General features: G+C 62.6%; 31 protein-coding genes and 1 tRNA gene. 23 read left to right on the top strand and 9 right to left on the bottom strand.

What is annotated here, in order from left to right:
* Nucleotide 1 precedes the first annotated feature (1 nt).
* Nucleotides 2-970: a GTP-binding protein gene (locus AAF563_05505; protein MEM7120712.1), complete on the top strand. Its 969-nt coding sequence runs from the start codon at nucleotides 2-4 to the stop codon at nucleotides 968-970.
* Here the strand turns inward: AAF563_05505 and AAF563_05500 are convergent.
* A complete protein-coding gene (locus tag AAF563_05500; protein MEM7120711.1) occupies nucleotides 958-1,167 on the bottom strand; it encodes a hypothetical protein in 210 nt (69 codons plus the stop codon). The genes AAF563_05505 and AAF563_05500 overlap by 13 nt on opposite strands.
* On the opposite strand from AAF563_05500, the gene AAF563_05495 reads away from it, so the two are divergent.
* From AAF563_05495 to AAF563_05460, 8 genes are all read left to right on the top strand, one after another.
* Complete coding sequence (locus AAF563_05495; GenBank protein ID MEM7120710.1) at nucleotides 1,156-2,028, top strand: WD40 repeat domain-containing protein; 873 nt, start codon at nucleotides 1,156-1,158, stop codon at nucleotides 2,026-2,028. The two genes, AAF563_05500 and AAF563_05495, sit on opposite strands and share 12 nt — an antisense overlap.
* Complete coding sequence (locus AAF563_05490) at nucleotides 2,025-2,291, top strand: hypothetical protein (protein MEM7120709.1); 267 nt, start codon at nucleotides 2,025-2,027, stop codon at nucleotides 2,289-2,291. The genes AAF563_05495 and AAF563_05490 overlap by 4 nt, the downstream gene beginning before the upstream one ends.
* A 202-nt stretch (nucleotides 2,292-2,493) precedes the next feature.
* Nucleotides 2,494-2,895 (top strand): Fur family transcriptional regulator, encoded by a 402-nt coding sequence (locus AAF563_05485; GenBank protein MEM7120708.1) that lies wholly within the window; start codon nucleotides 2,494-2,496, stop codon nucleotides 2,893-2,895.
* 124 nt (nucleotides 2,896-3,019) lie between these two features.
* Nucleotides 3,020-3,763, top strand: coding sequence for a zinc ABC transporter ATP-binding protein AztA (gene aztA / locus AAF563_05480; protein MEM7120707.1), 744 nt, complete (start codon nucleotides 3,020-3,022; stop codon nucleotides 3,761-3,763).
* Entirely contained in the window at nucleotides 3,760-4,629 is an 870-nt protein-coding gene (locus AAF563_05475; protein ID MEM7120706.1) for a metal ABC transporter permease, read from the top strand. Before aztA ends, AAF563_05475 begins: the two co-directional genes overlap by 4 nt.
* A gap of 11 nt (nucleotides 4,630-4,640) precedes the next feature.
* Complete coding sequence (locus AAF563_05470) at nucleotides 4,641-5,693, top strand: metal ABC transporter substrate-binding protein (GenBank protein ID MEM7120705.1); 1,053 nt, start codon at nucleotides 4,641-4,643, stop codon at nucleotides 5,691-5,693.
* Between the two features lie 17 nt (nucleotides 5,694-5,710).
* Entirely contained in the window at nucleotides 5,711-6,928 is a 1,218-nt protein-coding gene (locus AAF563_05465) for a GTP-binding protein (protein ID MEM7120704.1), read from the top strand.
* A complete protein-coding gene (locus AAF563_05460) occupies nucleotides 6,925-7,668 on the top strand; it encodes a DUF1826 domain-containing protein (protein MEM7120703.1) in 744 nt (247 codons plus the stop codon). Before AAF563_05465 ends, AAF563_05460 begins: the two co-directional genes overlap by 4 nt.
* A 103-nt stretch (nucleotides 7,669-7,771) precedes the next feature.
* Here the strand turns inward: AAF563_05460 and rpsI are convergent, their stop codons facing one another.
* On the bottom strand, nucleotides 7,772-8,254 hold the full coding sequence (gene rpsI / locus AAF563_05455; protein MEM7120702.1) for a 30S ribosomal protein S9: 483 nt from the start codon (nucleotides 8,252-8,254) through the stop codon (nucleotides 7,772-7,774).
* Between the two features lie 2 nt (nucleotides 8,255-8,256).
* Nucleotides 8,257-8,721: a 50S ribosomal protein L13 gene (rplM, locus tag AAF563_05450; protein ID MEM7120701.1), complete on the bottom strand. Its 465-nt coding sequence runs from the start codon at nucleotides 8,719-8,721 to the stop codon at nucleotides 8,257-8,259.
* Between the two features lie 183 nt (nucleotides 8,722-8,904).
* Between rplM and AAF563_05445 the strand changes: the two genes are divergently transcribed.
* From AAF563_05445 to AAF563_05425, 5 genes are read left to right on the top strand one after another with little or no spacing between them, the layout of a single operon-like run.
* The gene (locus tag AAF563_05445) at nucleotides 8,905-9,798 is read left to right on the top strand and encodes a ferritin-like domain-containing protein (protein MEM7120700.1); all 894 of its coding nucleotides are present in this window, start codon (nucleotides 8,905-8,907) and stop codon (nucleotides 9,796-9,798) included.
* A gap of 50 nt (nucleotides 9,799-9,848) precedes the next feature.
* Nucleotides 9,849-10,637: an enoyl-CoA hydratase gene (locus tag AAF563_05440; GenBank protein ID MEM7120699.1), complete on the top strand. Its 789-nt coding sequence runs from the start codon at nucleotides 9,849-9,851 to the stop codon at nucleotides 10,635-10,637.
* Nucleotides 10,638-10,641: 4 nt separating this feature from the next.
* The gene (locus tag AAF563_05435) at nucleotides 10,642-11,136 is read left to right on the top strand and encodes a CoA-binding protein (GenBank protein ID MEM7120698.1); all 495 of its coding nucleotides are present in this window, start codon (nucleotides 10,642-10,644) and stop codon (nucleotides 11,134-11,136) included.
* The gene (locus AAF563_05430; protein MEM7120697.1) at nucleotides 11,133-11,303 is read left to right on the top strand and encodes a hypothetical protein; all 171 of its coding nucleotides are present in this window, start codon (nucleotides 11,133-11,135) and stop codon (nucleotides 11,301-11,303) included. Before AAF563_05435 ends, AAF563_05430 begins: the two co-directional genes overlap by 4 nt.
* Before the next feature lie 12 nt (nucleotides 11,304-11,315).
* Nucleotides 11,316-12,608 (top strand): O-acetylhomoserine aminocarboxypropyltransferase, encoded by a 1,293-nt coding sequence (locus AAF563_05425; GenBank protein ID MEM7120696.1) that lies wholly within the window; start codon nucleotides 11,316-11,318, stop codon nucleotides 12,606-12,608.
* On the opposite strand, the gene AAF563_05420 is transcribed toward AAF563_05425, so the two are convergent.
* On the bottom strand, nucleotides 12,605-13,111 hold the full coding sequence (locus tag AAF563_05420; protein MEM7120695.1) for a GNAT family N-acetyltransferase: 507 nt from the start codon (nucleotides 13,109-13,111) through the stop codon (nucleotides 12,605-12,607). The two genes, AAF563_05425 and AAF563_05420, sit on opposite strands and share 4 nt — an antisense overlap.
* Nucleotides 13,112-13,238: 127 nt before the next feature.
* On the opposite strand from AAF563_05420, the gene AAF563_05415 reads away from it, so the two are divergent.
* A complete protein-coding gene (locus tag AAF563_05415; GenBank protein ID MEM7120694.1) occupies nucleotides 13,239-14,141 on the top strand; it encodes a DMT family transporter in 903 nt (300 codons plus the stop codon).
* 13 nt (nucleotides 14,142-14,154) lie between these two features.
* Here AAF563_05415 and AAF563_05410 read toward each other — a convergent pair whose 3' ends face one another.
* The 3 genes from AAF563_05410 to AAF563_05400 all read right to left on the bottom strand — a co-directional run bounded on the left by AAF563_05410 (nucleotide 14,155) and on the right by AAF563_05400 (nucleotide 15,444).
* Nucleotides 14,155-14,661 (bottom strand): pentapeptide repeat-containing protein, encoded by a 507-nt coding sequence (locus tag AAF563_05410; GenBank protein MEM7120693.1) that lies wholly within the window; start codon nucleotides 14,659-14,661, stop codon nucleotides 14,155-14,157.
* 88 nt (nucleotides 14,662-14,749) lie between these two features.
* A complete protein-coding gene (locus tag AAF563_05405; protein MEM7120692.1) occupies nucleotides 14,750-15,337 on the bottom strand; it encodes a thermonuclease family protein in 588 nt (195 codons plus the stop codon).
* A gap of 30 nt (nucleotides 15,338-15,367) precedes the next feature.
* A tRNA-His gene (locus tag AAF563_05400) sits at nucleotides 15,368-15,444 on the bottom strand.
* Between the two features lie 93 nt (nucleotides 15,445-15,537).
* Here AAF563_05400 and AAF563_05395 point away from each other — a divergent pair.
* From AAF563_05395 to AAF563_05380, 4 genes are all read left to right on the top strand, one after another.
* The gene (locus AAF563_05395) at nucleotides 15,538-16,710 is read left to right on the top strand and encodes a pyridoxal phosphate-dependent aminotransferase (GenBank protein MEM7120691.1); all 1,173 of its coding nucleotides are present in this window, start codon (nucleotides 15,538-15,540) and stop codon (nucleotides 16,708-16,710) included.
* Nucleotides 16,707-17,345 (top strand): LysE family translocator, encoded by a 639-nt coding sequence (locus tag AAF563_05390; protein MEM7120690.1) that lies wholly within the window; start codon nucleotides 16,707-16,709, stop codon nucleotides 17,343-17,345. Before AAF563_05395 ends, AAF563_05390 begins: the two co-directional genes overlap by 4 nt.
* Before the next feature lie 138 nt (nucleotides 17,346-17,483).
* Entirely contained in the window at nucleotides 17,484-19,247 is a 1,764-nt protein-coding gene (locus AAF563_05385; GenBank protein ID MEM7120689.1) for a L,D-transpeptidase family protein, read from the top strand.
* Nucleotides 19,248-19,570: 323 nt separating this feature from the next.
* Nucleotides 19,571-20,236: a DUF882 domain-containing protein gene (locus AAF563_05380; protein ID MEM7120688.1), complete on the top strand. Its 666-nt coding sequence runs from the start codon at nucleotides 19,571-19,573 to the stop codon at nucleotides 20,234-20,236.
* Nucleotides 20,237-20,258: 22 nt separating this feature from the next.
* Here AAF563_05380 and AAF563_05375 read toward each other — a convergent pair whose 3' ends face one another.
* Nucleotides 20,259-21,419, bottom strand: coding sequence for an aminotransferase (locus tag AAF563_05375; protein ID MEM7120687.1), 1,161 nt, complete (start codon nucleotides 21,417-21,419; stop codon nucleotides 20,259-20,261).
* Between the two features lie 230 nt (nucleotides 21,420-21,649).
* Between AAF563_05375 and AAF563_05370 the strand changes: the two genes are divergently transcribed.
* From AAF563_05370 to AAF563_05355, 4 genes are all read left to right on the top strand, one after another.
* Entirely contained in the window at nucleotides 21,650-21,988 is a 339-nt protein-coding gene (locus AAF563_05370) for a P-II family nitrogen regulator (protein MEM7120686.1), read from the top strand.
* A gap of 47 nt (nucleotides 21,989-22,035) precedes the next feature.
* Nucleotides 22,036-23,445, top strand: coding sequence for a type I glutamate--ammonia ligase (gene glnA, locus AAF563_05365; protein MEM7120685.1), 1,410 nt, complete (start codon nucleotides 22,036-22,038; stop codon nucleotides 23,443-23,445).
* Nucleotides 23,446-23,635: 190 nt separating this feature from the next.
* Nucleotides 23,636-24,460 carry a TauD/TfdA family dioxygenase gene (locus tag AAF563_05360; GenBank protein MEM7120684.1) on the top strand — a complete coding sequence of 275 codons (825 nt, stop codon included), beginning with the start codon at nucleotides 23,636-23,638 and terminating at the stop codon, nucleotides 24,458-24,460.
* A gap of 76 nt (nucleotides 24,461-24,536) precedes the next feature.
* Nucleotides 24,537-25,760 carry an MFS transporter gene (locus AAF563_05355; protein ID MEM7120683.1) on the top strand — a complete coding sequence of 408 codons (1,224 nt, stop codon included), beginning with the start codon at nucleotides 24,537-24,539 and terminating at the stop codon, nucleotides 25,758-25,760.
* A gap of 30 nt (nucleotides 25,761-25,790) precedes the next feature.
* On the opposite strand, the gene AAF563_05350 is transcribed toward AAF563_05355, so the two are convergent.
* Nucleotides 25,791-26,619, bottom strand: an 829-nt coding sequence (locus AAF563_05350) for an NAD(P)-dependent oxidoreductase (protein MEM7120682.1), incomplete at its 5' end; no start/stop codon positions are given.

Raw genomic sequence — 26,619 nt, 5'->3', positions numbered from 1 at the left:
CATGGATCAGATCCCGCAAATCCCTGTCACCGTGCTAACCGGTTTCCTCGGTGCAGGAAAAACGACCCTTCTCAACCGGATCCTTACAGAGCGGCACGGCAAACGGTACGCCGTGATCGTGAACGAGTTCGGTGAGGAGGGAATCGACAACGATCTCGTCGTCGACGCGGACGAGGAAGTCTTCGAGATGAACAACGGCTGCATCTGCTGCACGGTACGGGGAGACTTGATCCGCATCCTCGGCGGATTGATGAAACGAGCCGACAAGTTCGACGCCATCATCGTGGAAACCACGGGTCTTGCCGACCCTGCCCCGGTAGCACAGACCTTCTTCGTCGATCAGGACGTGGCTGACCGTACACGGCTCGATGCGATTGTGACGGTGGCGGACGCTGTACATCTCGACAACCAGCTTGGCGAACACCACGAGGCCGAAGAGCAGATCGCCTTCGCTGACATCGTTTTGCTGAACAAGACGGACCTTGTGGCAACAGATGGTCTTGGCCGTGTGGAAGAGCGCATTCGCCGTATCAACCCCTATGCCAAGATCATTCGCACGGAGCGTTGCGGGACTGAGCTCGACGAGGTGATCGGCCTTAACGCCTTCAGTCTTGACCGTGTGCTGGAAGTGGAGCCCGACTTCCTGACATCGGACCACGACCATGAACACGACGACGACGTGAAGAGCATCTCGCTTGTGTCAGACGTGCCGCTGGATCTCGAGAAGTTCCAGGAATGGTTCGGCAACCTTCTGCAGACCCGAGGGCCGGACATCCTGCGCTCCAAGGGAATCCTCGACTTTAAGGGCGAGGACGATCGGTTCGTCTTCCAGGGTGTCCATATGCTGATGGATGGCGCACCGATGGGGTCTTGGCCGCAGGGAGCGCGGCAGTCGCGGCTGGTCTTCATCGGACGCAACCTCGAAACAATGGGTCTCGAAGACGGTTTCGCCGCATGTCAGGCGGCGTAGCAACAGAAGCGGCGCGCCAAGACCGACGCCGCAAAGGCTTTGAGGAGACTCAACTCGAACGCCAGGGCCTCACGCTCGATACTGGCGCGCCAGTGACCGCCGCGGTTTCCAGCGGCACGGGCGTTGCCGTTGGGTTCGGAGACGGTTCGGTCCGGTTCTTCCGCCCGGATGAGCCACCAGAAGTCGTGGAGGCGCATCGCGGCGCGGTCTTGTGTCTTGCCGCCGAAGGACAATCGGGCGCGATAGTTACTGGTGGCGATGACGGGCGTTTCCTGCGTCTCTCGCCCGACGGATCCCTCAAAGAAATTGCGAGCTTCGGCACACGTTTGGTCGATTGCGTCGCCGCAGGGCCCGGTCTGTACGCCTGCTCTTCAAGCCGTACTGCCCATGTCTGGCGCTCAGACGAAACCACTTCAAAGACCTTCGAACACCCAAGCACCGTCGGTGGCCTCGCCTTCGACACCAAGGGCCGCCGGCTCGCCGTCGCCCATTACGGGGGCGCCACGGTTTGGGAACGGGGCGAGCGGCGCTGGAAAGCAACGAAGCTCGTCTGGAAGGGATCGCACGGCGCCGTCACATTCAGCCCCGACGGGAAGTATGTCGCGACTTCGACGCAGGAAAATGCGCTTCACGGCTGGCGTTTGCGTGACAAGGCCGACATGCGGATGTCTGGCTATCCCACCAAGGTTAAGAGCTTTGCCTGGGTCGGTACCGCACCCTTTCTCGCCACCTCCGGCGCAGACGAAGCAGTCTGCTGGCCCTTCGACACCAAAGATGGCCCCATGGGACGTCCACCGCAATCTTGCGCCTATGGCGGAAAGCAGCTCTGTACGGCCGTTTCGGGGCTAGTCGGTCTTGACGGCGTCTTCGCCGGTTTTGCTGATGGTTGCGTTCTCGCCGGGCGTCCGTCGAACGACGGCAGCATGGAAGACATGGTTATCAAGGGGTCGAGCGGCACGCCGGTCTCGGCGTTGGCGATCACGCCGGATGGATGGCTCTTCGTCGGCGACGAGGCCGGCCGCATCCTCTGGGTTCGTCTTGACGGAGGAGTCGAATGAAGAACCTCTTCGAACGCCGCGCCGCACCCGGCCGTGCCGGGATGGTTAAAGCCTGGGTGACGGAACACCTCGACCTCGCAGAAACCGACATCGTGTCCGTCGCAGAACTCGCCTGCCACGAACCGGACTGTCCGCCCGTAGAAACTGTCGTGACCGTGCACGGTTCGAATGGCCAGCACCGCACATGGCACATCCACAGACCGCTGGCGGAGATCGAGCAAACCGACATCGTGACTGCCTTGGCGGAGCAGATCGGTCACTGAACGCCCAAGAGCGCGTCGGTTCATGCAGGCGTGGTGGTTCTTGGCTTTGCGCTGATGGCGGACATTGCGAATTGGACACGAGACGTCCATGCGGAAGTTTTTCGACCAACCTTCCTTAAGGCACCGCGATCCACACCCTCATCCCGTCTTGTGTAATGTTATATTATTACATTATAAGGAGTGACGTGGATGGAGAAGTTGCATGGGCAAGCGGGGAGAGAAGATGCAGGCGGAGGTGCTGGCGGTCCTGCGCTGGCGCCACGAGCCGCAGTCTGCCTACGATGTTCTGCGCGTGTTGAGCGAGGCCAATCCAAAGATCGCGCCGCCGACGATCTACCGGGCACTGTCCGCGCTTGAAGACCGCGGGTCCGTTCGTCGCGTTGAGTCGCTAAACGCCTACATTGCTTGCGCGGGCGACTGCCAGCACCACGATTCGATCCTGTCGATTTGCGATGACTGCGGCGCCGTTGAAGAAAGCGCCGCACCCGATCTGCTGAAGGCGCTTTCGCGCATTACCGGCAAGTCCGGCTTTTCCCCTGCCCGGCACGTGATTGAGGTGCACGGGAGATGTGCATCCTGCGCCGCCGGGAAAGTGCCGGCATGACGGAACGACGGTCAATGCTGCGTCTGCTTCACTTCGGGGCGGGAACCCGGTTGGCCGTAGCGGCGCTGGTTGTGGTGGCGCTTTGGGCGGGCTTCTTCTGGGCGACCTCGACACCGGGGGGCCCATGAACACCGCGCTCACCTTCCAGAACCTTACGCTGGGCTATGACCGTCATCCGGCGGTCCGTCATCTTCAGGCGGAGATAGCCGAGGGAAGTCTCACAGCCATCGTGGGCCCAAACGGTGCGGGCAAGTCAACCCTGCTGAAGGGCGTGATCGGAACGCTCGAGCCGCTGGAAGGTCAAGTGGCGTTCGGTTCGCTGGGCCGCGACGACATCGCCTATCTGCCGCAGCAAGTAGACATCGACCGGGCGTTCCCGATTTCGGTGGTCGATCTTGTCGCCATGGGTCTATGGCGCGAGATCGGTCCCTTTGGTTGGCTCGGACGGAAGCGTCGGGCACGCGTCGATGCCGCGATCGCGGCTGTGGGCCTGACCGGGTTTGAACTCCGCCCTATCGGATCGCTGTCTGGCGGTCAGATGCAGCGTGCGTTGTTCGCGCGGCTTCTCTTGCAGGATGCCCGTTTGGTTCTGCTGGATGAGCCCTTCACCGCGATTGACGCCCGCACCATGGCCGATCTCATCAGCGTCGTGCGGCGATGGCATGGCGAAGGCCGGACGGTGCTCGCCGTACTGCATGATCACGATACGGTCCGCGCGCACTTCCCCGACGCACTCATGCTGGCGCGCGAGCTCGTCGCCTATGGGCCGACGGAACAGGTCCTCACCGCTGAGAACCAGTTTCGTGCCCGGCAAATGTGCGAGGCTAGCGCGGGCCCGCCACATTCCCGTGGACGGAGTGCGGCATGATTTGGGACGCCGTCTTCCAGCCCTTTGCCGATTTCGGCTTCATGCGCCGCGCACTGCTCGGCTGCATCGCGATTTCCATCGGCGCGACTCCAGTCGGCGTGTTCCTGATGTTGCGGCGGATGAGCCTAACCGGGGACGCGATGGCCCACGCGATCCTGCCCGGCGCCGCCATAGGCTATCTAATCGCGGGGCTCTCGCTCGGCGCGATGACCATCGGGGGCCTGATCGCCGGCATGGCCGTGGCCCTGCTCTCGGGCTTTGTCGCCCGCGTTACGGCCCTGCGCGAGGATGCAAGTCTGGCAGCCTTTTATCTGATCTCGCTTGCACTGGGCGTGCTGATCGTCTCGACCCGCGGCAGCAACGTGGATCTGATGCACGTGCTTTTCGGCACAGTGCTGGCGCTTGATGACGCGGCCCTGATCCTCTTGTGCTCAATCGCGAGCCTGTCCGTACTAGTTCTGGCGGCCCTCTTCCGGCCGCTGGTCTTGGAGTGCGCCGACCCCCAATTTTTGCGCTCGGTCAGCGGGCTTAGTGCGGTCACGCATTTCACCTTCCTTGCTCTCGTGGTGCTGAACCTTGTCGGCGGTTTTCATGCGCTCGGTACGCTCATGGTGGTTGGCATCATGATCCTGCCCGCGGCAGCAGCGCGCTTTTGGGCCGTCAGCATCGGCGGCCTTGTCTTTGTCGCGGTCACTGTGGCCGTTCTGTCGAGCCTCATCGGCCTGTTGCTCTCCTACCACTACAGCCTGCCATCTGGGCCGGCGATCATCCTCGTGGCCGGTATCGCCTACGGATTGTCGCTGGTGTTGGGACCGGCAGGCGGACTTATCGCGCGCGTCAAGCCGCGCCCTGGTTTCGAAACATGAAAGGAAACACCATGACGACCCGCAGAATCCTTCTGAAGTCAGCCGCGACGGTTTTCGCTCTGTCACTGGCGACGCCTACTCTCGCGCAGTCGGACGAGCCAGTCCCCGTCGTGGCGACCTTCTCGATCCTCGGCGACATGGTTGGGCGCATTGGGGGTGAGCACGTAGAGGTCACGACACTCGTCGGCCCGGATGGCGATGCGCATGTCTACCAGCCTACCCCAGCTGACGCCCGCGCCGTCAGCAGCGCCGAGGTCCTTTTCGTCAACGGGCTCGAGTTCGAAGGCTGGATCGACCGCCTGGTTGACGCTTCAGATTTCAATGGCACGCGCGTTGTCGCCACCCAGGGTATCGAGCCGATTGCCTTCGAAGAAGGCGATGAGCACCACGACGATGACGGCCATGATGATCACGACGATCATGCCGACCACGATGATCATGACGATCATGCCGACCACGACGATCACGCCGACCACGATGATCATGACGACCACGACGACCATGCCGAGTCAGGCCACGACGACCATCACCACGGTGCCTTCGACCCGCATGCCTGGCAAAGCCTCGCCGCTGGTGAGATCTATGCCATGAACATCGCCCAAGCGCTTGCCCAGGCCGATCCCGACAACGCCCAGGACTATCAGGCCAATGCTGAAGCTTATGTCGCTGAAATGCAGTCACTCGACGCCGAGATCCTTGCGCTTGTCGATGCACTGCCAGCAGACGCCCGCACTGTCGTGACATCTCATGATGCCTTCGGGTATTTCGCGGATCGTTATGGTCTCGTCTTCGAGGCTCCGCAGGGGCTCAGCACCGAAAGCGAGCCATCCGCGGCAGATGTGGCCGAGCTGATCACGCAAATCCGCGACGAAGAGATTTCTGCGGTATTCGTTGAGTCGATCACCGACAACCGGCTGCTGGAACAGATCGCCAGCGAGACCAACGCAACGGTCGGCGGCACGCTGTATTCCGATGCACTCTCCGGATCGGACGGTCCGGCTTCGACCTATCTCGACATGATGCGCCACAACGCGACAACGCTCGCGCAAGCGCTTGGCTCCTAATGGAAGTGGACGAAGTCATGGATACTCAAGACTCACGCCTTCCGGTTACCGTGTTGTCTGGTTTTCTCGGCGCCGGCAAAACGACGCTGCTGAACCGCATCCTGAACAACCGCGAGGGTCGGCGTGTCGCCGTGATCGTCAATGACATGTCGGAAGTGAACATCGACGCAGACTTGGTGCGCGCCGATACCGAGTTGAGTCGCACCGACGAAACCCTGGTTGAGATGTCGAACGGCTGCATATGTTGCACGCTGCGTGATGACCTCCTCGACGAGGTACGACGCCTCGCCGGGGAGGGCCGTTTCGACTACTTGTTGATTGAGTCGACCGGCATCTCCGAGCCCTTGCCTGTCGCCGCCACGTTCGACTTTCGCGACGTTGACGGTGAGAGCCTGTCCGATGTCGCCCGCCTCGACACCATGGTGACGGTCGTGGATGCGGTGAACCTGCTGCGCGACTACGCCAGTCAGGATTTCTTGCGCGACCGGGGCGAAACGATGGGTGAGGAAGACGAACGTACCCTCGTCCATCTTTTGACCGACCAGATCGAGTTCGCCGATGTGATCATTCTCAACAAGGCCGGCGATGCCGAGACATATCAGCTTGACGCCGCGCGCAAGATCATCCGCAGCCTGAACGCGGACGCGCAGGTCATCGAGACCAACCATTCCGATGTTCCCTCAGAATCGATCCTCGATACCGGGCTCTTCGATTATGAGAAGGCCCACGAGCATCCGATGTGGGCCAAAGAACTCTACGGCTACGCCGATCATGTGCCGGAGACCGAGGAGTACGGGGTGGTGAGCTTCGTCTACCGCGCCCGCCGGCCGTTCGTACCGGAACGTATCCACGATGTGCTGACCGGTGAAATGCCCGGCGTGATCCGTGCCAAGGGGCATTTCTGGATGGCCACGCGACCGGACTGGGTCGCAGAGTTCTCCCTTGCGGGTTCGCTGTCTTCGGTCAGTCCGCTCGGCATTTGGTGGGCCTCCGTTCCGCGAGAGCGCTGGCCGGATGAGGAAAGAGCGCGCGCCTACATGCGGGCGCATTGGGAGGAGCCCTGGGGCGACCGGCGCCAGGAGATTGTCTTCATCGGCAGTGGGATCGACTGGTCGGAACTGAAGGCCAGGCTGGACGCCTGCCTCGTCCCCGACGACCTTGCCATAGGTCCCGAATCGTTCGTCGACTTGCCCGACCCGTTCCCGGCTTGGCAGCGCGCCGAGACCGCGGCATGACATCGGCTCGACAAAATGCGTGGGATTTCACCACGGCTCCCGTGACCCCAGAACATCGCGTCGACGTAGAGCCTGTCGCGTTGGTCGACGTAGAGCCTGTCGCGTTGATGGATGGCGTTCGGACAGTGGAGACGAGAGACGGTCTCGCCACCATCAAAGAGCCAGGCACAGAACTCGTGATTTGGCAGCGATCACTGCCCTCGCCCGTGAGTGATTGGCTCGATCGTTTGGACGTTGAGTCACTTCCTTATCTGCGGATCCTCGTCCAGCCTGACGATCTTCAGCACGCCCTTGAGCCATTGCTGGATAAATGTGGGATGGCCGCATGTGACATGCGCGATCACCTGGTCGACGACATCGACCGTCTCGTTCGCGCCTTTGCCGCCATCACCGATAGCGACAGCGTTGATGTCCGGCTGGAGAGGGTCGATCACGATGCCTGCTGGAAGTTTCATCGCGACACCGTTGAAGCGCGCTTGGTCACAACCTATCGCGGACCCACGACACAGTGGGTTCGCATGGCGCAAGCCGAAGAAGCCATCACCGGTCAAAAGGACTACAACGGTCCTTTAGAGCGCCTTGGCGACCATGATGTCGCGCTCTTCAAGGGCAACTGCGCCGGACCGAACAGCGGGGTCGTTCACCGGTCACCGCCAATCGCCGGGACAGGACTGTCCCGGCTGTTTCTTTGCCTGAATAAGCAGACAGTCATCTCACCGGACCCGTGGGTCAGAGCCTGAGCGGCCTCGGCATTTAGCCGCCGCCCATCTGGGTAAAAGAAACGGCGCTTCCAGTATCTGGAAGCGCCGCATTTACTGCCGACTCTGTTGTGCTGCTTGTCGCTTAGCGCTTCGAGAACTGGAAGCTGCGGCGCGCCTTGCGCTTGCCGTACTTCTTGCGCTCGACGACGCGCGGGTCGCGGGTCAGGAAACCGCCCTTCTTGAGCGTCGCGCGCAGCGCCGGCTCATAAAGCGAAAGCGCCTTGCTGATGCCGTGACGGATGGCGCCGGCTTGACCGGACAGCCCACCGCCCCTGACGGTGGCAAAGACGTCGTACTGCTCGCCACGGCCGGCGGCCTGGAACGGCTGGTTCATGATCAGGCGCCACGTGGGCCGCGGGAAATACTTCTCGACCTCGCGGCCGTTGACGACGATGCGTCCGCTACCCGGGCGGATCCACACGCGGGCGATCGCGTCCTTGCGCTTACCGGTCGCGTAGGCGCGGCTCTTGTCGTCGATCTGCGGTTCCGGCAGTTCGACGGGCGCGGCCTGCTCGACGGTCTCGGTCGCTTGCTCGAGCGCTTCGGAAAGTTCGGTACCAGCCATGGTCAGGCAGCCCTCTTGTTCTTGCGGTTACGGCTCGCGAGATCCAGCACTTCGGGGTTCTGGGCCTCATGCGGGTGATCGGGACCGGCGTAGACCTTCAGCTTCGTCATGACGTCGCGGCCCAAGGGGTTGCGCGTGATCATGCGTTCGACCGCCTTGATCACCACCCGCTCGGGATGATCGCTTTCCAGGCGTTCGCCCATGGTGCGGCCCTTGACGCCACCGACCCAGCCGGTGTGCCAATAGAACGTCTTCTGATCGCGCTTGTTGCCGGTCAGCGCCACCTTCTCGGCATTGACGACGACGACGTAATCGCCGCAATCGACGTGAGGCGAAAAGGTCGGCTTGTGCTTGCCACGCAGGATCTTGGCGATTTCGGTCGCCATGCGGCCCAGGACCATGCCCTCGGCATCGATGACGTACCATTTACGCTCCACGTTCGCGGGCGTCGCGACGTAAGTCTTCATAACGTACCATGTCCCAAAAATTCAGGGGCCGCGAGCGCTTCGAGAGCCGCCGCAGCCCAGGGCGGCGGAAACTACCATAAAAGGCCGGGCTGTCAACGCTTTCAGGGTTCCCTTGTGGGCCCGGTTTCGCGCTGCCAGGATGCGTCCCCGCCCACAGGACGTTCCCAGCATGTTTCAGACCTTATGACCGACCCGAAAACCGCCAGCAACAGCGCCAGCGTGGAGGCCCTCCAGGACGTTCTGGACCCGGTTGTCGACGGCATCAACCAGCTTTTCTTCCATTCACGGGCTCTGAGAGCATGGGGCATCACCGAGATTGGCCGTGCCGAGCACCGGGAATGGATCGTCAAAATGCAGCTTGCGGAGGTGCTGGTCGTGCGCCTGTCGGCTCTCGACGGCACGCCGCGCAGCCGGGACGCCATCGATCTGGATCTGGCCGGCGACGTCGTTGGCGCCCTCCTCTCCAACCGCGCGCTGACCGAGCGCCTGATCGCGGTTCTCGACAAGGCGATCGCCGCGTGCGCCGGTGATACGGCGACAACGGACGTCCTGAATTCCTGCCGCAAGGTCGAAATCGCCTATCTGGACAGGCTGAACGGATGGCTGGAAGCGCCGGACGCCCTGCCCCAGCCCAGCCAGGCCAAACATCTGATGCCCAAGGATGGTGGCAAAAGCGCCATCGAAGCGATCAACCGCCTGATGGTGCCACTGACCGACTGCGTCAGTCAGTTTTTCTACCACAGCCTGATCTTCACCGGCTGGGGCGAGAGGGATCTCGCCGAGCGCGAACTGAATGCCGCGCTCGACAAGATGTACCGGTCCGAAGCCCTGCTCGAGCGCCTGCTCGATCTGGGCGGCGCGCCCGACGGCCACGGCTTCGGCCATTTCGATATCGGCATCAGTGAAGCCGACATCGACCGCGTCAGCCTGGCGCGCCAGAAGACGATTCCGCCACTGGTCGCATCGGCCCGCGACCTCGTCGACCCGTCCGACGATCCGACGACCTATGTCATGATCGATGGCGTCCTGCGTTCGGAGGAAGCCGATCTCGCCGCCAGGAACGCCGCGGTTTCCTGAACGAGTAAGGTTCTTGCGCCGGCTACACAGCACCCGCACACTGCCCCGCCATGACCGACACCGACGACATCCTACTGCGCGACGACCATGACAACGGGGTCACCGTGCTGACGCTGAACCGGCCGAAACAACGCAATGCGCTGTCGGTCGGGTTGATGACCGAGTTGCAGGACGCGCTTAGTGCCATTGCGGCCGACAAGGCGGTTCACGTGGTCGTGCTGGCGGCTGACGGCCCCGCGTTTTGCGCCGGCCATGACTTGAAGGAGATCCGCGCCAACCCGGGTCGCAACTATTACAACGCCTTGTTCGGCCAATGCAGCCAGCTCATGACATCGATCGTACGCCTGCCGAAGCCCGTCATCGCGCAGGTCCAGGGCATCGCGACGGCGGCCGGGTGCCAGTTGGTCGCAAGCTGCGATCTCGCCATCGCCTCGACCGAAGCGCGCTTTGCAACACCGGGCGTCAACATCGGGCTCTTCTGCTCGACGCCCATGGTGGCGCTGTCACGCAATGTCGGGCGCAAGGCGGCGATGGAAATGCTGTTGACCGGCGAGCTCGTCGACCCCGATTGGGCCGTCTCGATCGGCCTGATCAACCGTGTCGCCGAGCCCGAGCGCCTGCCGGAAACCGTGCTCGAACTCGCCGGATCGATCGCGGCGAAATCACCACTGACGCTCGCCATCGGCAAGGAAGCGTTCTACCGCCAGGTCGAGATGCCGCTGGACGACGCCTACCGCTATGCCAGCGAGGTCATGACGCGGAACATGCTGGCCCGCGATGCCGGCGAAGGCATCGATGCGTTCATCGAAAAACGCGATCCCGTGTGGACCGGCGAGTGAGCGCATGAACCACGATCATTACGACGACGCTTACCTGCGCGACATCCTGCGCCGATGCCGCACGATCGCCATGGTCGGCGCCAGCCCGAAATGGGTCCGGCCCAGCTTCTTCGTGATGAAGTACCTGCAGGTCAAAGGCTATCGCGTGCTGCCCATCAACCCCGGTGCCGCCGGCCAGACGATTTTGGACGAGACCGTTTATAGCTCGCTGGCCGAGACGCCCGGCCCGTTCCAGATGGTCGATATCTTCCGCAATTCCGAAGCTGCCGGCGCGATTGTCGACGAAGCCATCGCGCTCAAAGACGACAAGGGCATCGAGGTCATCTGGATGCAGCTTCTCGTGCGAAACGACGAGGCCGCCGCGCGAGCCGAGGCGGCCGGACTCAAAGTCGTCATGAACCGGTGCCCCAAGATCGAGTACGGCCGCCTGTCGGGCGAGCTCTCCTGGGGCGGCATCAATTCCGGCATCATCACCGCCAAGGCGTTGCGGGCGCCATGAAACGGGCGCTCCGTTTGAGCGTCGTCGCCACCGTTTGCCTGATCCTGGGCGGCTGTGGCTGGACCGTTGATTGGCAGAAGACCGGCGAGTTATGGATCGGCGCGCTGTGCGACGGTTACTCGAAGTGCAGCTACGACGCCGACGGCGACCCTTACACCCTGCAGTAGACGGAAAGGCCCATGGCGGACAGCGACGGCAAGACCTATGGCATCGAAACCAAGGCGGTCCATGCCGGCGCGCGGCCCGATCCGGTGACCGGCGCGCGCGCCACGCCGATCTATCAGACCACCAGCTTCGTTTTCGACGATGTCGACCACGCGGCCTCCCTCTTCAACCTTCAGACCTTCGGCTACATCTATTCGCGCATTACGAACCCGACGGTCGCGGTGTTCGAGGAACGCATCGCGAGCCTGGAGGACGGCCGCGCCGCCGTCGCCTGCGGTTCCGGCCATGCCGCCCAATTCCTGTGTTTCTTCACCCTGCTGGAACCGGGCGATCATATCGTCGCGTCGAAGTACCTCTATGGCGGATCGGTCACCCAGTTCACCCGCACGTTCCCGAAGATCGGCTGGACCTCGACCCTGGTCGACCCCAACGATCTGGGCGCCGTCGAGGCGGCCATCCAGGTGAACACGAAGGCCCTCTTCGTTGAGGCACTGGCCAATCCCGGCGGCATCATTGTCGACCTAGAACCGCTGGTGGCGCTGGCCCGCAAGCACAAGATCCCGTTGGTCGTCGACAACACCATGGCGACGCCCTATCTGTGCCAGCCGATCCATTGGGGCGCAGACATCGTCGTGCATTCCGCGACCAAGTTCATCGGCGGCCATGGCAACTCCATGGGCGGCGTGATCGTGGAGGCCGGCACCTTCGACTGGTTCGCCAGCGGCAAGTTCCCCGGCATGACCGAGCCGGAGCCGGCTTATCATGGCCTCACCTTCGCCGAGACCTTCGGCGACTTCGGCTTCACCATGAAGGCGCGCGCCGTGGCGCTGCGCGACTTCGGCCCCGCATTGTCGCCAACCAACGCCTTCAACCTGATCACCGGCTGCGAGACGCTGCCGCTTCGGATGCAGCGTCAATGCGACAACGCGCTGGCCGTCGCGACGTTCCTGGAGACCCATCCCAAGGTCGCCTGGGTGTCCTATGCCGGCTTGCCGGCAAATCCCTACCATGAGTTAGCAAATCGTTATTTAAAAGACGGTTACGGCAGTGTCTTCACCTTTGGCGTGAAAGGTGGTTTTGACGCCGGCACCCGGGTTGTCGAGACCGTCAACCTGTTCAGCCACCTCGCCAATATCGGCGATACCAGAAGTCTGATCATCCATCCGGCCAGCACGACCCACCGTCAGCTCGAACCGGCGGAGCGGGAAGCCGCCGGCGCCGGCGACGACGTGATCAGGCTCTCGATCGGCATCGAGACGGTCACCGACCTGATCGACGACCTCGACCAGGCGCTCAACGCCGCCTAGAGCCTGAGTTCCTTGGTGATGACGTCCGGCGACGGTGCGTTGTCCGAGGCAATGACTTCGAAACCCAGATCGTCATAAATCACGTTCGCGGCCACCATGGACGGCAGAGTCTCCAGCCGCACGCTGCGGCAGCCGAGGTCGCGCGCCTCGCCCAGGACCGCCTCGGTCAGGCGGCGCCCCAACGCCATGCCCCGCGCACCCGGCTCCACGTAGAGCCGCTTGATCTCGCAGGCGCCGCCCTCGCCCATCGACCGCAGCGCGATGACGCCAAGGATATCGCCGTCACGTTCGGCCAGGAGCAGGCGCCCCTTCGGTGGCGCATACTCTCCCGGCAAAGATTCAATTTCCTTATCAAACCCCTGAAAACACGTCTTAAATCCCAAAGACTTCGCGTAAGACATGAAAAGCTCTCGGGTCGCTGTCATGTCATCGGGACCGGCGGCCTGGCGCAAGGTGAGCGATGGCTTGTCGCAATCGCCACGAGATTCCTGGTCGGTCGACATCGTTCGCCTCTTATCTGTTCGCCGCGATCATTTCGCGCCGGACGCTCTTGTGTCAATCGGGACAATTGCCGCGTGGACGCCGGCCGTCCGGGCGGTTAAGCAGCCTGCCCCTCCGTGGAGTTCCCGCATGGTACCGCCGGATCGCAGACATATGGCCCTGGGCATCCTGTTCGGATTCCTGGTCGCCAACCTGTGGGCCGGCTGGATGGTCGTGTCGCGTTATGGCGCGACCCACGACCTCACGGCGCCGGACATCACCTTTCTGCGGTTCCTAGCCGCCGGCCTCGTGACACTGCCGATCTTCATTATCCGCTGGCATGAAATCCGCCGCCTGGGCTGGCGGGGGTTGTTCATCATGGCGGCCTTCGGCGGCGTGCCCTACAGCATCACATCCGTTGCCGGCATGGAGTTGGCGCCTGCCGCTCAAGCGGCGGTCGTTATTACCGGTTCTCTGCCGGTTTTTGCCACCCTGCTTGCCTGGGCATGGCTGCGGGAGCGGCCAGGCGGTCTGCGATGGATCGGCCTAGCCCTGGTCCTTTGCGCGTTGGCGCTGATCGGCCTGGAGGGCGAACTGACGGGCACCTGGGCGGGCTATGGCCTGTTCCTTGCCGCCTCGGCGATGTGGGCGGCGTTTACGGTCGGCACGCGCGTCTACGGCCTGCGGCCGATGAGCAACGTCGCGGTGATCTCGGTCATCTCGCTCATTTGGTACACGCCGCTTTTTCTAGCATGGGGCGCCAGCAGCCTCGGTGACGCCGGCTTCGGTGATATCGGCCTTCAATTCGTCTATCAGGGCCTGATCGCAGGCGTGCTCGCGCCAATCATGTATACCCGCGCGATCCATTCGATCGGCGCGCCGCGCGCCGCGCTGATTATGGTGTTGGTGCCTGTGCTGACGCCGATCCTGGGCTGGCTGTTTCTCGCCGAGGTTCCCGGCTGGCTGACCATCGCGGGTATTTTTCTAGTGCTGCCCGGCATGGCGATGGCCGGCGGCGTGGTCGACGCGTTGACCAAAGGACGGCGAAAGTGATCGCCGCGACCCGCTAGCGGCAGACGCCGACCGAACCCTCGGCGCAGATTGTCTCGCCATCGGTCCATGTCGCGCCGGAGAGATTGGCGCCGGTGAAGTCGGCGCTTCTGAGGTTGGCGTCGGTGAAATCGACATTGGTCAAATCGGCGAACAGGTACTTGCTGTTGCGCGCGTTGACGCCGCGAAACGAGGCGCCCGACAGGTCGGCGCGATCGAAACGGGCGTCGGTCAGGCTGGCGTCATCGAACACGGCGCCGGTCAGGATCGATTCGACAAACCGGGCGCGGTACCCGTCGATGCGCGAGAAGTTGGCGTCCTTTAGATCGGAATTGCTCAAGGTCGCGCCACGCATGTTGGCGCCGGTGACGTCGATGCCGGGAAAGTCGGACCGGCTGAGATCGCAATTGCGCCAGTTCACGCCCGGCCTGGGCAGGTCGGTGCAATCGGCCATGGCCGGCGGCGCATAAAGCAGCGGCAGAAGGCCGACGCCGACGCCGATCAAACAGAAAAGTCTCAACATGGCGGGCATTAGGGCATTGCCCGCCCGCGAACACAAGACGGCTGAACCAGGCGCGGTACATTCATGTCATGGAACCTTGTCTTTTCACTCAAGGCGATGTGCAACCGCGACACGGCTCCTCACCAAGCCGTTCGCCGCGCCGCCACGCATCGGGGTCGACAAAGTCGCCGCGCCACATGCCGATGCCGTCAATCTTCGCCCGGGCCTGCGACGCGTTGAGCGCGTTGCTGAAAAACGCCCGGCCAAGCGCCATGCCCGACCGAACCATGGCCACACCGATGTCGGTTTCCCCATCCAAACACGTCGCAAGGGTACGTCCTCTCTCATCTACGCCGCAGGCCAGACAGGCGAGCTCCCGGCCGTCGACAAGACCGGCAAGGGTTGCTTTGGCTTCGCGACCGCAGTCCCAGATATCTTCGCCGACACGGCATGTCTGGATCATGTCGGGCGCGTCGATGGCGTGCAGGCGAATGACAATGGTGCCCCCGCCCGCCGTTGCCAATGTCAGCGTGTTGCCGTCGATGGCTTTGGCAACGCCGGTCATGACCGGTGGCTGACACGCCTCGGTAATCGGATCAAAGAAGGCTGTGGCCGCGCCAGGCACGCAGAAGGCGGCCGCAACGACGGCCATGAGACATCGCACCATCGCGCCACCATAACCGATGGGCTGAGCCATGCCGTTCACATCGTGGAGGGTAAGGCGCGATGGGGTGGCTGATGGGATTCGAACCCACGGCCTCCTGGACCACAACCAGGCGCTCTAACCAACTGAGCTACAGCCACCATCCGAAACGCTTGCTTAACCGCCGCTTCTGTACGATCAACCCCTATCCGGGTCAACCGCGATCTGGCGTTCTGAGGGGGACACGCGCGGTCATGAAGACAGCGGCCAATCTCGATAATCTGGGCTCCGAGACAGCGTTTGCCGTGCTCGCACGCGCCACCGAACTCGCCGGCCAGGGCCGCGACATCATTAACCTCGGCATCGGTCAACCGGACTTCAAGACGCCGGACCACATCGTCGACGCCGCGGTCAAAGCGCTCCATGACGGTCATCACGGCTACACGCCGGCGCCCGGCATTCCGGCCCTGCGCGAGGCGGTCGCCGCCGACGTTCTGGCCCATCGCGGTGTCGAGGTAAGCCCCGGGCAGGTCATGATCGTGCCCGGCGGCAAGATGACCATGTTCTTCGCCATCCTCATGTTCGGCGAGCCGGGCACCGAGATCCTATATCCCAATCCCGGTTTCCCCATCTATGAGTCGATGATCCGTTACACCGGCGCCAAGCCCGTGCCGATCGCGCTTCATGAGGACAAAGGGTTCTCCTTCGATGCCGACGCGGTGCTCGCCAATCTGAATGAGCGCACCCGTCTGATCATCCTGAACAGTCCGGCCAACCCGACCGGTGGGGTGATCGATGACGACGCCCTCGAACGCCTCGTCGAAGGTCTCGAAAACTGGCCCGACATCACCGTTCTGTCCGACGAGATTTACAGCAGACTGCTTTATGACAACCGTGAACATCGTTCACTTTTGAGCTTTTCCGCCATTCGCGACCGTGTCATCCTCTTGGACGGCTGGTCGAAGACTTATGCGATGACCGGCTGGCGTATTGGCTATGGGGTGTGGCCTGGGGCGCTGGTTCCCATGATCGACAAGCTAATCGTTAACGCGAACTCCTGCACCAACGCGGCGACCCAGCACGCTGCGCTGGCGGCGCTGACTGGTCCCCAGGGTTGCGTCGACGCCATGCGCGAAGCCTTCGATGAACGGCGCAAGCTGATCGTCGAGTTGCTGAATGGCCTGCCGGGATTCCGGTGTCAGACGCCGCTCGGCGCCTTCTATGCGTTCCCGAACATCGAAGGAACCGGACGCACGGCCCGCGAGTTGGGCCACGACCTCTTGGAGGAATGTGGTGTCGCCACCATTCACGGCACCAGCTTCGGCGCCATGGGCGAAGGTTTTCTGCGGTTTTCATATGCCGCATCCGGCGATGACATCCGCACCGCCGTCGCGCGCATCGCCGACTTTCTGGAGCGCACGCAGTGAGCCTGTTGCCCGACCCAGCGGCTTTCGCTGTCTTCTTGACCGCCAGCGTCGTTATCTCGATCACGCCGGGCCCGGATCTTACTTACGTATTCGCACGAGGTCTCGCTCACGGCAGCCGGGCCGGCCTGGTCTCCGTCGCCGGTATCGTCTCCGGGCTGGTGGTCCACACCCTTCTCGTCGCACTCGGCCTGGCGGCCCTGGTCGCGGAGTCCGATACAGCGTTCGATGTCATCCGTTATGTCGGCGCGGCCTATCTTTTGTGGATGGGCTATCGGCTGATCCGCAGCCGCGCGAGCCTGGCCGAGAACGGCCCGCCTGACACCAGCCAATGGGCGACCATCTATTTACAGGGCCTCTTAACAAACCTACTTAACCCTAAGATTCTACTGTTCTTCTTGGCGTTCCTCCCACAGTTCGCCGATCCAACCCGCGGGTCGGTCGGACTGCAAATCGCGATCCTGGGCGCCATCCTGATCGCCTGTGGCCTCGTCGCATTGACGAGCACGGCTCTGGCCAGCGGCTCGCTGCGCCAGTTGCTGGCGCGCCACCCGCTGTGGCTGAGAATCCAGAACATCGTGACCGGTTCGCTGATGATCGCGCTGGCGGTCCATCTACTGGCGTTTGGGCGGCGCTGAGGCGTTGGCCGAGGCGATGGCGATCGACCGCCAGATCTGTGACGTCACACACATTTGCGCCCCCACCCCCTGTAATCCGCCATGTTCTGGCCCACATGTTGCGACGGGTGAGGGACGATTTACCCAGGATGGGACCAGATGATCCGTATTTCAGCGTTTTTGGTTGTTGTTGCCCTCGCACTCTTTCCCGCCGCAGCTGCAGCAGCGCCCGACAAAGGTGACGTCACAAACCGCCTGTTGGCGGCGCTTTATGGCGATTCCGGGGCTATCGAGACCGATTTGACCGGTGATTTGCGTGCGCTCTACGCGGGCACAGGCTATCAGCCGATCTGGTGGCAGAAGACCGGCTGGTCCGCCCGGGCCCATGATGCCATCGCGGTACTGGACGTCTCGAATTGGCACGGAATCAACAACACGCGGTACGGCGCTGACACATTGAGCCAGCTGATGGCTCTGCCGCCGGAAAGTCTTTCGGTTGAGGGGGTTACCTATATCGATCTGGCCCTCTCCTCGGCCATGCTTGCTTATGTCGGCGACCAGGCGTCCGGCCGCGCCGACCCCAGCGCAACGAACTGGCACTCGCGGATCGATGCCGCCGTCGATCCGGTCGACCTGCTGATAGACGGTCTGGGTGCCCGGGATTTCGGCGCGTGGCTCCATAGCACCGCGCCGCTTCATGGCAGTTACGGCGCCCTGGTGGTTGAGTTTTCCGAACTCAGCTATCTGGCGCCCCTGCCCTGGGAAGATCTAGAACGTCAGGGCCTGATCCGTGCCGGCGAGGCAGACGCGCGCATTCCTGAGATCCGCGACCGGCTGATCACGTTGGGCGATTATCGCGTGCCGCGTCCGGTCAACCCGGTCGACCAGCGCCTTGATGCCCGAAGCGAGGTTTATGACGACGCGCTTGTCGCCGCTGTCGAGGCCTTCCAGCGCCGCCACGGGCTCGAGGACGATGGCGTCATCGGGCCGAAGACGATGACCGCCCTCAACATGTCGCCGGCCGAGCGCATGCAGACGATCGCCGTCAACCTGGAGCGGCTGCGTTGGCTGCCCGACCCCTCGCTGTTCACCGGACGTCATATCGTCATCAATGTCGCGGGCTATCAGCTGACTGCCTATCACGACGGCGAGGTCGCGCTGACCATGCCGGTGATCGTCGGTAAGCCGCGCCACAAGACACCGTTGCTGGCCGACCAGATCGTCAACGTGAAGTTCGCGCCGACCTGGACGGTGCCCGAGCGTATCGCCCGGCGCGAACTGCTGCCGAAGATCCAGCAAGACCCGACCTATCTGACCGACAACAACTTCCGTGTGTTCGCCGACTGGTCGGCCAATGTCGAGGTGGACCCCGCCAGCGTCGACTGGATGAGCTATTCGACCAGCTATCTGCCCTACATGCTGCGTCAGGAGCCTGGCCCGTCGAACGCGCTTGGTATGATCCGCTTTTCGCTGTCGAACGATTTGGACATCTACCTGCACGACACCGGCTCAAGGCACCTGTTCACCGAAGCCGAACGGAGCCTGAGCCATGGCTGCGTGCGCGTCGGCTCGCCGGTCGAGCTGGCCGACTTCGTGCTTGATGGTCTGGACAAGGCGTGGACGCCCGATGAGATCCTGACCGCCATGGACGCGCCGCGGCCTCACTACCAACGCCTGGCCGAACCGATCCCGGTCGACCTGGTCTACGTGACCGCTTGGGCCGACGACGACGGCCGCGTTCACTATCGCAAGGATATCTACGGTTACGATCAGGCGCTGTCTGAGCAGCTGGTGGCAGTGGATAACAATGGTCACGCCAGCCTGGTGTCGTTGATGGAAACCCTCGACGGGCTCGAAATTGAACATTTCGACACCCCCGATTCGCCGACCATCACCGCGGCCTTGACCGAAGTTGCCAACTGACAACAAGAACTTACCTTAGTCACTTGAAATAAAATAACTTTTGCGCCCCGTCGATTTGGCGGGGCGCGGCGTTTTCGCGGCTGCAACACAACTGCAACAATCGCCGCCACATTTCCGCCACACTACTACTTTCGAGTGATACCACCGGTTGGGGCAATATCACTGACCAAACTGTGACAACGCCCTTTTTCTGTTTATTCTCATATAGTTGACCTAGACCCGCGCGCCCGCGATCGCGCCGATTCCTGGCGTGTCCTTTACACGCTACTCCGGAAGTTGCTAGACCCTCTCCATTGAGGGAGTACACAATTCGGGGCACACCGATGAAGGTTAGGGACGGCGTTGCGCGCCGGGGGCTGAGCCGGCGCAGCGCACTTCGTATGGTTGCCGGCGGTTTGGCCGCCACAGCAAGCTTTTCGGCGGTGGAGACGGGCAGAGCCTTGGCCGTCCCCCTGCCCGGCACAAAACCTGAGTTTGACATTGCCTCGGGCGTGCCAATTCCCGAGCCGAAACCACAATGGGTCGAGGAGAGCTTGAGCCGGGATGTTCGGACGATTTCGTTCGAACATCAGTGGACCGGCGAAAAGTTGAATGTCCCCTACTATGAGCAGGGCAACGTCTTGATCGACGCGCTCGCCGAGATCGACCACATTCTTCGCGACCACCGCAGCAACGAAACGCATCCGACCGATCCGGCGGTGCTCGATATCCTGGCTGCCATGCGTGTGCGCTTGGGTTCGGACAAACCCTTTTATGTCGTCTGCGGTTACCGGTCACCGGCAACCAATGCGATGCTGGCGGAACAGAACGGCGGCGTTGCGAAGAACAGCTATCACATGGTTGGCAAGGCAATCGACGTGCGTATGCCCAACCGTGACACCGCATCGATGCGGGCTGTCGCGCTTGACCTGGAGGCGGGCGGCGTCGGCTACTATGCCCGCTCCGACTTCCTGCACGTCGACTCCGGCCCGGTGCGCAGCTGGACCTGATCTCGATCCGTCGATTGTTGCGCTAGGCTGCGAACCGTTTGGCCAGCCTGTCTGAAGCTTCGTCCAAAATGTCGTCCTGTTTGGAAAAGCAGAAGCGCGCGAGGTGGTGCACCTCGCCGGTGCGATAGAACGCGCTGACCGGCACCGCGGTGACGCCGGCTTCCAACGTGATGAGCCGACAGAACTCTTCGTCTGTGCCGTTGAAACCCAACGGCCTGAAGTCAGCGCTGACGAAGTAGGTGCCGCCGGACGGCAGGACGTCGAAACCGGCGCGGGCGAGCCCGGCCGAAAGCCGGTCGCGCTTGGCCTGCATGTCGCCGGCCAAGTCGCTGAAGTAACCATCGTCCTTGGCAAGCCCATAGGCCACCGCCTTCTGCAGGTCCGGTGGCGTGGTGAAGGTCATGAACTGATGGGTCTTCATGATCGGCGCCAGCAGTTCCGGCGCACCGACCACCCAGCCGACCTTCCACCCCGTCAGCGAGAAGATCTTGCCCGCCGAGCCGATCCGCAGGGTTCGCTCGCGCATGCCCGGCAGATTGATGAGCGGCAGGTGGTCGGCGCCATCGAACACCAGGTGCTCGTAAACCTCGTCACATATGGCGACGACATCGTGACGCACGCAGAGTTCGGCGATGGCCGACAACTCCTCGGCGCTGAAGACCTTTGATGCCGGGTTCATCGGCGTGTTCAAGAGGATCGCTTTCGTCTTCGGGCCAAACGCCTCTTCCAACGCTGCCTTCGGCAGCGTCCAGTCCGGCGGTTCCAGGCGAACGTAACGCGGCACCGCGCCGGCGCGCGCCACGATAGGCGGATAAGAGTCATAAAGTGGCTCGAGCAGGATAACCTCGTCACCCGGGTTCAGCAGGCCAAAGAAACAGTCGGCCAGCGCCTCCGTCGCGCCGGAGGTCACCAGCACCTCGCGCTGCCAGTCGACATCGAGACCATAAAACCGCGCCGCGTGGGCGGCGATCGCCTGGCGCAGTTCTGGCAGACCGGCCATGGGCGGATACTGATTGGGGCCGGCCATCAAGGCATCGGCGGCCGCCCGTCGCACGTCTTCCGGTCCGTCCTCGTCGGGGAAGCCCTGGCCCAGATTGATCGAGCCGTGCTCGATTGCCAGCCGCGACATGACCTCAAAAACGGTCGTGCCCAGACCGTCCATCACCTGATTGGCGGGTTTCATAACGACCTCCCGGAAACGCCGGGCGCACCTTGCCGCAGCACCATGGCTGCCGCAACTGACCAAAATTTAGGCAGACGCCTAATTAGGCAGCATACTCAACTCATTCTCGACATGAGATTTCTATCTTAACTTATTGATAAAAATACAACAACGAATCTCCAGGCACTTGGCACGCGACGTGCTCTTATGACGTCGAAACACACCGCACCAACCCGGATACCAGACCCGTCATGAAAAAGATCGAAGCCATCATCAAGCCGTTCAAGCTGGATGAGGTTAAGGAAGCGCTGCACGAAATCGGCCTGCAGGGCTTGACCGTGATCGAGGCCAAGGGCTTCGGCCGACAGAAGGGCCACACGGAGCTTTACCGTGGCGCCGAGTATGTCGTCGACTTCCTACCCAAGGTGAAGATCGAGCTGGTCCTGGACGACAACCTGGTCGACCGGGCGGTCGACGCCATTCAGGACGCCGCGCGCACCGGGCGTATTGGCGACGGCAAGATTTTTGTCACACCGATCGAAGACGTCATCCGCATTCGCACCGGCGAGCGCGGTCCCGACGCCATCTGAACCCACCCTCACCGCATCAACACTCTCGCATTCAAGGAGCAACAGCCGTGTCCGACGCCGAAAGCCTTCTCAAGCAGATCAAGGATGACGACATCCCGTTTGTCGATCTCCGCTTCACCGATCCGCGCGGCAAGTGGCAGCATCTGACCATCGCCAACCGCATGGTCGACGAAGACTTCTTCACCGACGGCATCATGTTCGACGGTTCCTCGATCGCCGGCTGGAAAGCGATCAACGAATCCGACATGACGCTGATCCCCGACCCCTCGTCTGCCGTGATGGATCCGTTCGAGCCGCAGCCGACCATGGTCATCAACTGCGACATCATCGAACCGTCGACCGGCCAAGCCTATAGCCGCGATCCCCGCTCCACCGCCAAGCGCGCGGAAGCCTATCTGAGCTACTCCGGCATCGGCGATACCGCCTTTTTTGGACCGGAGCTGGAGTTCTTCATCTTCGACAGCGTGCGCTTTTCCATCGACGCCGATCACACGTTCTACGACCTTGATTCCGACGAAGGCCCTTACAACTCCGGCACCTTCTACGAAGAGGGCAACCAGGGTCACCGGCCGCGCGACAAGGGCGGCTACTTCCCGGTCGCGCCGGTCGACCGCGGCAGCGAGATCCGCGCGGAGATGTTGACCACCATGGCCTCCATGGGCGTGCCGATCGACAAGCACCATCACGAAGTGGCGCCGGCCCAGCATGAGCTGGGCGTCACCTATGACACGCTGGTGAAGTCGGCCGACGATGTGCAGAAGTACAAGTACGTCGTGCATCAGGTCGCGCACAGCTACGGCAAGACCGCGACATTCATGCCGAAGCCTGTCATGTATGACAACGGATCGGGCATGCACACCCATCAGTCGATCTGGAAGGACGGCAAGCCGCTGTTCGCCGGTACCGGCTATGCCGATCTCTCGGAGACCGCGCTGTTCTATATCGGTGGCATCATCAAACACGCCAAGGCGCTGAACGCCTTCACCAATGCGTCGACCAACAGCTACAAACGCCTGGTGCCGGGTTTCGAAGCGCCGGTCCTGTTGGCCTATAGCTCGCGCAACCGCTCGGCCTCGTGCCGCATTCCGTTCGCGGCCTCGCCCAACGGCAAGCGTGTGGAGATCCGTTTCCCCGACCCGACGTGCAACCCCTACCTCGCCTTCTCGGCGATGCTGATGGCCGGCATCGACGGCATCGAGAACAAGATCCATCCCGGTGACGCGATGGACAAGAACCTCTACGACCTGCCGCCGGAAGAACTGCAGGACGTGCCGACGGTCTGCGGTTCCTTGCGCCAGGCGTTGGAAAGCCTTGAGGCCGACAGCGACTTCCTGAAAAAGGGCGACGTCTTCACCGACGACCTGATCGAGGGTTACGCCGATCTCAAGTGGGAAGAAGTCCTGCGCTTCGAGACGACGACCCATCCGATCGAGTTCGACATGTACTACAGCGTCTGATCAATCCTGTTATCTGTTTCCGGGGCGCGGGCCGCATAGGGCCCGCGCCCCACTTTTTTGTTGGTCGCTGCTTGCCTACCCTGGCAATGCGCAGTTGATCGGACTCTCCCGTCTCGACGGCCTCGCGAAGCGATTCCATCATGCCGGGATCTGCTCTAGCGTGAGCGCATTGCAAACACCGGGTGATGTCATGCGCAAAAGCCTCGAGATCGATCCGTTGACCCCGACCATCGGCGCGGAGGTGTCCGGCATCGACTTGACTCAACCGCTCAGCGCGGCCGACCGCCAGGCCGTGCTGCAGGCGCTTAACGACCATCTGGTGATCTTCTTCCGCGACCAGCCGCTTGATGCCGGAAGCCTCTCGGCACTTGGCTGCAGTCTGGGCGCCCCGCATACCCATCCGACCGAACCGGATATCGAAGGTCATCCCGGCGTCATCGCGATCCACACCGATGCCAACTCGAAGACCTATTCCGGGCGCCTGTTCCACTCCGACGTTTCATGCGACGAAGCGCCGCCCATGGGCAGCATCCTGCACCTTTACGATGTACCCAGGACCGGCGGAGACACGATCTTCGCCAGCGCCATCGCCGCCTATGACGCCCTTTCCGACAGCATGAAACAGACACTTCAAGGCCTGACCGCCCGCCACGATTCCCAGCACGACTTCGGCCGTTACTTCGATTACGACCTCGCCAACTCGCGCGACGGCGTTTACCCGGCCAACGTCCATCCGGTGGTCGCCTCAGACCCGGACAGTGGACGCAAATCCCTGTTCGTCAATGAGATCTTTACCACCCGCATCATGGAATTGGAGCAAGCCGAAAGCGACTCGATGCTGCAGTTTCTGTTCGACCACATCCGCCATCCTCGCTTTCAGTGCCGCTTCCGCTGGCGAACGAATTCGGTGGCGCTCTGGGATAATCGGGTTACCCAACACATGGCGCTGTGGGACTACTATCCGCATACCAGGTCTGGCAGGCGTTTCACCATCGCCAGGCTGAAGCCCCACTGACAACCACGAAGGCCCCGTTATCCCCGCTTGGCGCGTCTTCGCGCGCGCCATTCTGTCTCGCCCCCCAGGTAACCCCATGACAACACCAGTACCGACCTCCGACCTGACGCCATCCCAGCGGCGACGCGGCCTGACAGCCGTCTTGATCGGCATGGCGGTGATCGGCATCAATGTCGGACTGTTCAATCCGCTGGTCGCCCTGAACCTGGAGGCGCGAGGCGTCAGCACGACCATGAACGGCATTAACGCTGCGCTGCCCTACGTCGCGGCGATCATGTTTGCACCGCTCGTGCCGATGCTGGTCAAACGGATCGGCCTTTTGAACCTTCTGTTTCTGAGCGGGGCCATCGACGTCATCGTTATCCTGGCCTTCACGCTGACGGAGAACATCTGGGCCTGGATGGTGCTGCGCTATCTCGTCGGCTTCGGCATGCTGTTCCACTGGGTCGGCAGCGAGATCTGGGTCAATGCGGCAGTCACCGACCAGAACCGCGGCAAAATCATCGGCCTGAACGGCGCCCTGTTTTCCGCCGGCATGTTCTGCGGTCCGATCGTGCTGGGCGTCATGGGCACCGAAGGCAGCCTGCCGTTCATCGCCAGCGCCTGCCTGATCATGCTCGCCATGTCGCCGCTCTTGATGGCGTTCGGCACCGCACCCGCCGCCAGCTACGAACATCGCACCCGCCTGATCACCGCCATCCGCAAGGCGCCGACACCGATGCTGTCGGCCCTGGTCGAAGGGGTCCTCTTTGTCGCGCTTTTCGTGCAGTTGCCGATCTACGGATTGCGCAGCGGTCTGAGCGAAGCCGAGGCGGTCACGCTCCTAAGCGCACTGGTCATCGGCGGCATGACAGCACCCATCCCCGTCGGCTGGATGGCCGACCATGTGAACCGCCGTCTGCTGCTCATTCTGTGCGGCGTCGTCATCTTGATCGCGACGCTGCTGCTGCCGGTCGTCTTCCACAACACGCTGATGCTTTGGATCCTGCTGTTCATCTGGGGTGCCGGTGGCGGCGGCCTCTATACCCTGGGCCTGGTCCGGCTGGGCGAACTGTTCGGCCCGGGCCAGCTGGGCGCGGCAACCGCCGCCTTCGTCATGATCACCCATATCGGCAGCATTGCCGGCCCGGTTCTGGCCGGCGGCGGCATGGATATCTGGAACCCCCACGGCTTTGTCGTCGTGACGGCGGCGACCGCCTTCCTGTTCGTGGCATTCGGCGTGTGGCGCTACATGACAACGCCTGACGCCGCGAAGCAAAAGCGGCAAGCCGGCTCCGAGACAACGTCGACGTTTGATTGACGCGACCGTTTCCCTTTGTGGAGCGTGAGGTCAGCCCTCCAGCACCGCCGGAAAACCGTCGGCGCGCAGGTCGGTGCCAAGCGCGTCTTCCAGCAGCTTGACGACCTGGGACGACCAGGCGTCGCCGCCGTACTCTTCGCGTGCTCGCACGAAGAACTGGTCGACCAGGGCGGCCAATTCCAACGGCACGCCGAAGCTTCGGCCCATGCCGAGCGCGAAACCCATGTCCTTCAAAGCCAGGTCCATGGTGAAGCCGATGTTGTAGCTGCCGTTCAGGATCACCTGGCTTTCGGTCTCGTGCACGAAGCTGTTGCCGGAACTCGCGCGGATCGCCTCGAACGACTGGGCGAGATCCAGGCCGCCGCGCTTGGCGAGCATCAGCGCCTCGCCCGCCGCGACCAGATGGATGAAGGCCAGCATGTTGGTGATGACCTTGATGACGGACGCGCTGCCCAACGGTCCCATGTGGAAGATCTCGCCACCCATGGCCTGCAGCGCCGGGCGGTGTTGGTCAAAGACAGCCTTGTCGCCGCCGACCAGAACCGTGATTTCGCCCGATGCCGCGCGATGGACGCCGCCGGTAACCGGCGCCTCGAGCGTCGCCGCGCCCTTCTCGGCCAGAAGGCCGGCCAGACGTTCAATCTCGTCGGCGTCGTTGGTGCTCATCTCGATCCAGGCGGCACCATCGCCGATGCCCTCGAGAACCCCGTTCGGACCGGCGACAACGGCGGTCGCCGCCTTGGGCGACGGCAAACAGGTAAACACCGCATCGGCACCATCAGCGGCAGCGCGCGGCGAGTCCGCCCAGGTCGCGCCGGCCTTGATCAGATCCTCGGCGGCGTTCTTGTCGAGGTCGTGG

Source organism: Pseudomonadota bacterium, assembly GCA_039028155.1.
In the GTDB taxonomy this organism is placed as follows: Bacteria; Pseudomonadota; Alphaproteobacteria; order SP197; family SP197; genus JANQGO01.
This window is presented reverse-complemented; position numbering and strand designations above follow the sequence as displayed.